Consider the following 7,393-nt stretch of genomic DNA (forward strand, 5'->3'; position numbering starts at 1 on the left):
CCGGTATATACAATGTCAAATAATCACATATGCCGGCTGTACTTATTGTTAAACCGGCACTCTCTCCTCCTCAATATAAACAGTGGCAAGTTATCTTTCCACCGTCGGCTAAAAAACTCTTTTAAGTGGCAACATTTATTTCCACATGGTTTAATAAGTTGCCACTTCTTTAATGCTTTGAGGCAGGTAATTTATTATTTCCCCCGCCAGCAGACCGTGACTGCCCAGGTGCTCACTGGCCCTGTCGCCGGCCAGCCCATGCAAATAAGCCCCGGAAGCCGCAGCGCTTGTTATGTCCATTCCCTGGGCCGCCAGGCCGGCAATAATACCGGTTAACACGTCCCCGCTGCCCGCCGTGGCCATGCCGGAATTACCGGTGGGATTGATGTAAAGTTCCCCCTCAGGGGCAGCTATTAACGTGCGGGCCCCTTTCAACAACACGGTACACCCCCAGGATTCAGCACACTGCTGTACCAGCGGCACCCTGTTATTTTGTACCTCTTTAATTGACAGCCCCAAAATCCTGGCCATTTCGCCGGGATGAGGTGTAAGCACCGCCGGCGCACCGATACTTTCCAGTACCGTTTTATCTTCAGCCAGGGCATTTAGGCCATCGGCATCCAGCACCATTGGAATTTTCACCTGGGGCAGCAGCTGGTGTACCAACTGCACCGTTTCCCCATGCCGGGACAAACCGGGGCCAACGGCCAGCACATCCACATTTTCCAGCTTTTCTAAAATTGTATCCAGGGATTTTACGGATAAAGCCCCCTCCACACTGGGCAGCGGCAGCGTCATCACTTCCGGAACCAGACCGGCCACTGTATGATGAATTTTTTCCGGCACAGCCAGGGTTACCAAACCGGCACCTGCTCTTAAACAAGCCGTGGCGGTGAGAACAGCGGCCCCTTCCATACCGGTGGACCCGGCCAGCACCATCACCCGGCCAAAATCTCCCTTATGGGCGTCCGGCTTTCGCCGGGGCAGCCGTTTTTTGACCAGGCCGGCATCCAACAACCACCTTTTAATTTTTTCATCATACAACAACTGTTTGGGCAGCGAGATATCCACCACTTCCATACTGCCTATTACCCCGCCTCCTGCTTCCAGCACCATACCCAGCTTAGGCAGGCCAAAGGTAACAGTGACGGTCGCTTTGATACAGGGTCCAGCTATTTTCCCGGTATCCGCTTCCAAACCCGAGGGAATATCCACCGCTACAACCGGTATACCGCTGGCGTTAATTAATTGTATTACCCGGCCTATTTTTTCGTTTACCGTTCCTCTGAACCCGGTGCCGTACATGGCATCCACAATCAAATCGGTACTCATCAGCGAAACTTTAACCAAGTTAATACCATTGGGCTGGTGGATGGGGTAAACCCTCTGTCCCATCTTTTCCCAAATGGCCAGATTCAACCCGGCATCCCCGGTCAGTTCCCCCGGGTCTGCCACCATCAGCACCCGTACATCGGCACCCATATTTAACAAGTGCCTGGCCACCACCAGGCCGTCTCCCCCGTTATTACCTTTGCCCACAAAAACGGTTACTGCCTTACCCTTAACATTATTATTTAACTGCCGGCAGACAACCTCCACCACTTTTCTGCCGGCATTTTCCATTAACACCACCCCGGGAATGCCGTATTCTTCAACAGCCACCCGGTCTATTTCTCTCATTTCTGCTGCAGTTACCACGCGCATTATGTATCATCCCTTCCTTTTACTGCTGCCGCAAAGGCCAACGCCCGGCCACCATCATGAGATATACTGATCAGCACCTGCTGTATCCCCTGTTTCTCTGCCGCCTTCAATGCCCCCCCGTAAAGTTTTACCGCCGGGGGACCTCCCACAAATTCCGGCAGCACTTCTACATCGGTAAACCGGCACCCGGCCAAACCGGTACCCAGCGCCTTTAACACTGCCTCTTTGGCCGCAAACCGGGCCGCCAGGCAGGGGTACGGGTTTTTGCGCCTCATACAGTAATCCCGCTCCCCGGCAGTGTATACGCGCTCTAAAAAACGGGGGTTAGCGGCAGCATCAGCCACTCGTTGTATTTCAATAATATCTGTACCAATACCAGTGAGCAAATTATTTAACTCCTTTACAAGTTCTATTAATAAATTATCCCCCTACCAATGGTTCTGTCAATCATTAGCAGGGGGATAATTTTTAAAACCCTAAAATTTTACGCAGTTTTTTAGCCTGGGCCCTGGAAACAGGTACTTCGCTTTTTTCCTCGTCTTCCAGCACCAGGTTGTATGTGCCGTTGAAAAAGGGTAAAATTTCTTTTACTTTACGCAAATTTACTAAACAACAGCGGTGGGTCCTGAAAAACATGGCCGGATCTAACCGGGACTCTAACTCCTTTAACGTAAACCTGGTGAGCAGTTTATCCTTGTTGGTTTTTATATAGACATAATCATTCTCGGTAAAGGCATAAAATATATCGGACATGCTTACCAGCACAGTTTTACCCTGCTTTTCCGCCGGTATGCGGTCTATTTTTACTTCTTTATCACCGCCCACCCTCTCCTTTTCCGCCATTTCATCATCGCTTCCGGTGTCCTCCCTGCCGCCGGCGTTCTTTTGGTATAACTTCAGCACTTTATCAACAGCTTTACGCAGGCGCTGTTCCTCCACCGGTTTTAAAATGTAGTCCACCGCGTTAACCTCAAAGGCCTTTAAGGCATGTTCATCGTAAGCAGTGATAAATATTACCCGGGGCCGGTGGGGCAGCTCCTGTATAGCTGCTCCCAGTTCCAGGCCATTCATTCCAGGCATGGCAATATCCAAAAACAGCACATGATATTCCAGTGCTTTTATCAACTCCAGGGCTTCACTGGCATTGGTAGCCTCGCCCACAATCTCAACGTTATCAAAATTACTTAAAAGATATCTCAACTCCTGCCGGGCGGGGTATTCATCATCCACTATCAACGCTCTTAACTTCATCTACTTTTCCCCCTTCCTCGGAAGTTTCTTCAATCAGCGGAACCCTGACAAAAACCGAAGTTCCTTGCCCGGGCGTGCTGGTAATTTTTAAACCATACTCTTCACCAAACAATATTTTCAAGCGCTCGTGCACATTGCTCAAGCCCACACCACTGCCCGAGCCAAAACCGGGTTTTAATACCTTGGGCATGGTTTCCGGTTCAATGCCCACACCATCATCATGCACCTCAATATGTATTTGACCGCCGTTTAACCGGGCGGATATTTTCACCGTTCCCGGCCCCACTTTGGGTGTGATACCGTGCCGGATGGAATTTTCCACCAGCGGCTGCAGGGTTAGTACCGGAATTTTATATTTCAACAGCTGATGATCTATATCCCTTTTCACCCGCAATTTTTCCCGAAATCTTGCTTTTTCCAAAACCAGGTAATTATGCAGGTATTCCAATTCTTCTGCCAAAGTAACCAGGTGCCCCCGGCGCTTTAATGAATGACGAAAGAAAGCCGCCAGCCTTTTCAACAAACGCCTGGCCGTTTCCGGGTTGGTGCGGATAAACATGCTGATGGTATTCAGAGTATTAAATAAAAAGTGAGGATTTATTTGAGCCTGCAGGGCATCCAATTCCGCTTTGGTTACCAGTTGGGCCTGCCGGTCCAGTTCAGCCAGCTCCACCTGCACCCCCAAAAGCTGCGCGATGCCCACCGCCAATTTGACTAAATTGGAAGGTATTTCTCCCTCCTTGGTTTGATACAGTTTAACAGTGCCCACCACCTCACCCTTGCATTTAAGGGGTGCAATAACCGCCGATTCCAGCGGGCAGTCGCACTCCTGCTGGTAGGGACAGTTAAAATCCTCTTTTTTTTCAATAATCTTCAACTGGCCGGTGGCTATAACTTCTTTGGTGGCATTGGTAATAATAGAGCCACCCGGCGGGTGCCTTTCACAACCGGCCCCCAAAAAAGCCAGCACATAATGCCGGTCTGTCAGCGCCACCGCCGGCACGTCACTGATTTTTTGAATAATTTCTGCCGTTTGCTGGGCAGTTTCACTATTTAACCCCCGCCGCAAAAAAGGCAGCGTTTCATTGGCAATTTGTAAACTGCGGTCAAAGGACTTGGCATCAACCTTCACCGCAATTCCCCGGTGCAAACTGGGAGATAATACCACTAAGTAAAAGGTAACACAATTGCCCAGCATTAAAATTAAGATAACCTGCCAATTTGAAGTAAAAAGCAGCAGCACCGCCAGCACCAAAAACTGCAGCAGCACAAACCTGGTGATTATACTTGTTTGCAGTTTTCTTTTTTGCTTCAATTGTTACACCCCGCGCCAAAAAGAAAAAACTTTCTTAATTGAATTACTATTCTACATTTAGTACGATATTCCTCTGCCGAACAGAAAGCATAAAGTATACATCACAGTGTACAACCAGCGGTTGAAAACGGCAGTATTCTGCAGGATAAACCAGAAAAAGGGCCCGGTAAGCACCGAGCCCTTAATTTTATACTTTTACTCAGCATACTGTTCCTTTAACTGCATTATTGTTTCCGGATTAGCCAATGTTGAAATATCTCCCAGCGTTTTGCCGTCAGCAATGTCCCGTAAAAGCCTTCTCATAATCTTACCGCTGCGAGTTTTAGGCAGTTCGGCAGTTAAGAATATATCATCCGGACGGGCTAAAGCACCAATTTTTGAAGCAACGTGAGCTTTTAATTCTTTAACCAATTGGTCAGTATAGGTGTAATTATCTCTTAAGGTCACAAAAGCCGATATGGCCTGCCCCTTAATTTCATGTTTTTTACCAATAACTGCCGCTTCGGCTACGGCAGGATGATCAACCAGCGCGCTTTCCACTTCCATCGTGCTGATGCGGTGGCCGGATACGTTAATTACATCGTCCACCCGGCCTAGAACCCAAAAATACCCGTCTTTATCTTTCAATGCCCTGTCACCGGTAAAGTACATATTCTCAAAACGACCCCAGTACTGGTCTACATACCGCTGGGCATCTTTGTAAATTGTACCCAGCATTCCCGGCCACGGGCGTTTAATAACTAAAAACCCGCTTTGTCCTGCCGGCATCGGCCTGCCTGCAGGATCCACAACATCCAGTTCCAGCCCCGGCAGCGGTATCGAGGCTGACCCGGGTTTAGCGGCAGTAATGCCCGGCAGAGAACTAATCATAATATGGCCTGTTTCTGTCTGCCACCAGGTATCCACGATGGGACAGCGCCCCCTGCCGATTTGTTCATGATACCACAACCAGGCTTCCGGGTTGATCGGTTCTCCCACCGAACCCAGCAGCCGTAAACTGGATAAATCCCTACCGGCCGGCCACTGCTCGCCCCACTTCATAAAGGCACGGATGGCAGTGGGGGCGGTGTACAATACGGTTACCGCGTACTTTTCAATTATCGCCCAGAAGCGATCCCGGGCGGGATAGTCCGGGGCACCTTCAAACAACACGGTGGTAGCACCGTTGGCCAGCGGACCGTACACCACGTAACTGTGCCCAGTTATCCAACCTATATCGGCAGTACACCAGTAAATATCATCTTCTTTAATATCAAAAACCATCCGGTGAGTGGAACTGGCACCCACCAGGTAACCGCCGGTGCTGTGTACCACTCCCTTAGGCTTGCCGGTGGTGCCGCTGGTGTACAAAATAAACAGCATATCTTCGGCTCCCACGGCCTCAGCGGGACAGCCAATGACAGCATCTTCCATCAGCTGATGATACCACAGGTCACGGCCTGCCACCATGTCTATTTCTGCTCCGGTACGCTTAACAACAATAACTTTTTCCACCGTTGTATTTTCTTCCAGCGCTGTATCCACATTCTTCTTCATGGGCAGTATTTTACCCCGGCGGTAGCCGCCGTCGGTGGTAATAACAATTTTAGAACCGGCGTCGTTAATTCTATCCCTCAGCGCTTCCGCTGCAAATCCACCAAACACCACGCTGTGCACCGCACCAATGCGGGCACAGGCCAGCATGGCAATGGGCAGTTCCGGTATCATCGGCATATATAAACTTACCCGGTCGCCCTTCTGTACACCAAGGTCTTTAAGCACGTTGGCAAACTTAGTTACTTCCCGGTATAAATCCTGGTAGGTTAATACCCTAGAATCCCCCGGTTCCCCTTCAAAGATAATGGCCGCCTTGTTTTTACGGCCTTCTCTCAGGTGCCGGTCGATACAGTTATATGCAGCGTTCAATTTACCTCCCACAAACCACTTGGCAAAGGGCTGCTCCCACTCCAGGGTGCGATCCCACTTTTTAAACCAGTGTAAATTACCCGCTTCTTTATCCCAATACTGCAGCCAGTTTTCTTCGGCATCCAAATATATACGTGCGTCCTGAACATTGGCATTATTCCTAAATTCAGGGCTGGGATGAAAGATCAAATCATCTGATAAAAAAGCCTGCATCAGCTTCGCATTGGCAGCTTGACCTGTCATTAATTTACCGCCTCCTTAAATAACCCGATAAATGTGTTATACATAATATACAAAGTAAAACACATTTAAGAAATAAAATGGCGGCGAAATGACTAAATTGGCTGCCGAATCACTATTAACCTGCAAAATTATGTATACAGGATTGTATACACCTTTGGGCACCGGTTATTTACCGTTTACCCCGGCAAATCTACCATTGGGCAAAAAACCGGGGTTAGGTTTTTACCTCTCCCCGGTTTCCCTGCACCATATATGTATGACCATATTTTACCGTGACCGGCTGCCACACTTCTTACACACCATCTCCAATTGTTATAAATCACTGGAAATGGCAGCTGTTACTGCGGATTATACATCCCCTTACTTTGCATGTAATTTAAAATTTCTTCCCCGTGCTGCTGTTCTTCTTTTTGTATGTGGTTGAGAACCTGCCGCACATTGGTATCCGTAAATTCAAAAATAGCTGTATCATAGGTGCCGGAAACATATTTCTCTGTCATTAACAGATCACGGCAAAGGGCAGCATCATGTTGATTGCCCGCTGTTCCCTGCATAAATGATTGAACCTGACCCTGGGCACCGCTTTGCTGCATCTGCTGACCCTGCTGCTGGGATACATTGGGAACTTGACCGCTTAATATTTGATTAATGGTATTCAAATGCTGCTGTTCCTGTTGGGCATGGTAATTAAATAACTGCTTCAATTGTGGATCCTGCGCCTGGTTTGCATAATCATTATATTTTTGTATACATACTTCCTCATGGCGCTTTTGGTCCTGTAAAAGTAATTTTTCTTTTTCAGTTAGGTTAATAACCATATAAAGCACCTCCTGTATAATTATTTTGTTTAAAAACTTACGTTTTATTCATTAATAGGGAAAAAATCGAGTAGGAGGGAGTGATTAACTCCCGTCCTCTCACACCACCGTACGTACCGTTCGGTATACGGCGGTTCATGTTGTGGAACGAAGTTCA

At 48.3% G+C, this 7,393-nt stretch carries 6 protein-coding genes; all 6 read right to left on the reverse strand.

Translation table 11 applies throughout. The features are described 5' to 3' along the window. Positions 1-150 precede the first annotated feature (150 nt). The 6 genes from JOC37_RS06205 to JOC37_RS06230 all read right to left on the reverse strand — a co-directional run bounded on the left by JOC37_RS06205 (position 151) and on the right by JOC37_RS06230 (position 7,236). A complete protein-coding gene (locus JOC37_RS06205) occupies positions 151-1,704 on the reverse strand; it encodes an NAD(P)H-hydrate dehydratase (protein WP_204617178.1) in 1,554 nt (517 codons plus the stop codon). Further along, positions 1,704-2,090, reverse strand: coding sequence for a holo-ACP synthase (acpS, locus tag JOC37_RS06210; RefSeq protein WP_204617180.1), 387 nt, complete (start codon positions 2,088-2,090; stop codon positions 1,704-1,706). Before acpS ends, JOC37_RS06205 begins: the two co-directional genes overlap by 1 nt. An 82-nt stretch (positions 2,091-2,172) precedes the next feature. Further along, positions 2,173-2,955, reverse strand: coding sequence for a LytR/AlgR family response regulator transcription factor (locus JOC37_RS06215; RefSeq protein ID WP_204617182.1), 783 nt, complete (start codon positions 2,953-2,955; stop codon positions 2,173-2,175). Beyond that, positions 2,927-4,270, reverse strand: a complete 1,344-nt coding sequence (locus tag JOC37_RS06220) for a histidine kinase (RefSeq protein ID WP_238480788.1) — start codon at positions 4,268-4,270, stop codon at positions 2,927-2,929. Before JOC37_RS06220 ends, JOC37_RS06215 begins: the two co-directional genes overlap by 29 nt. Before the next feature lie 195 nt (positions 4,271-4,465). Then, positions 4,466-6,418: an acetate--CoA ligase gene (gene acs / locus JOC37_RS06225; RefSeq protein WP_204617183.1), complete on the reverse strand. Its 1,953-nt coding sequence runs from the start codon at positions 6,416-6,418 to the stop codon at positions 4,466-4,468. Positions 6,419-6,756: 338 nt separating this feature from the next. Next, entirely contained in the window at positions 6,757-7,236 is a 480-nt protein-coding gene (locus tag JOC37_RS06230) for a DUF892 family protein (RefSeq protein ID WP_204617185.1), read from the reverse strand. Positions 7,237-7,393: the final 157 nt, after the last annotated feature.

The organism is Desulforadius tongensis (assembly GCF_016907915.1).
Classification (GTDB): Bacteria; Bacillota; Desulfotomaculia; order Desulfotomaculales; family Desulfohalotomaculaceae; genus Desulforadius; species Desulforadius tongensis.

Coding starts and splice junctions, on each gene's coding strand:
- JOC37_RS06230 (WP_204617185.1), bottom strand. CDS start 7,236: ATGGTTATTAACCTAACTGAAAAAGAAAAATTACTTTTACAGGACCAA.
- acs (WP_204617183.1), bottom strand. CDS start 6,418: ATGACAGGTCAAGCTGCCAATGCGAAGCTGATGCAGGCTTTTTTATCA.
- JOC37_RS06215 (WP_204617182.1), bottom strand. CDS start 2,955: ATGAAGTTAAGAGCGTTGATAGTGGATGATGAATACCCCGCCCGGCAG.
- JOC37_RS06205 (WP_204617178.1), bottom strand. CDS start 1,704: ATGCGCGTGGTAACTGCAGCAGAAATGAGAGAAATAGACCGGGTGGCT.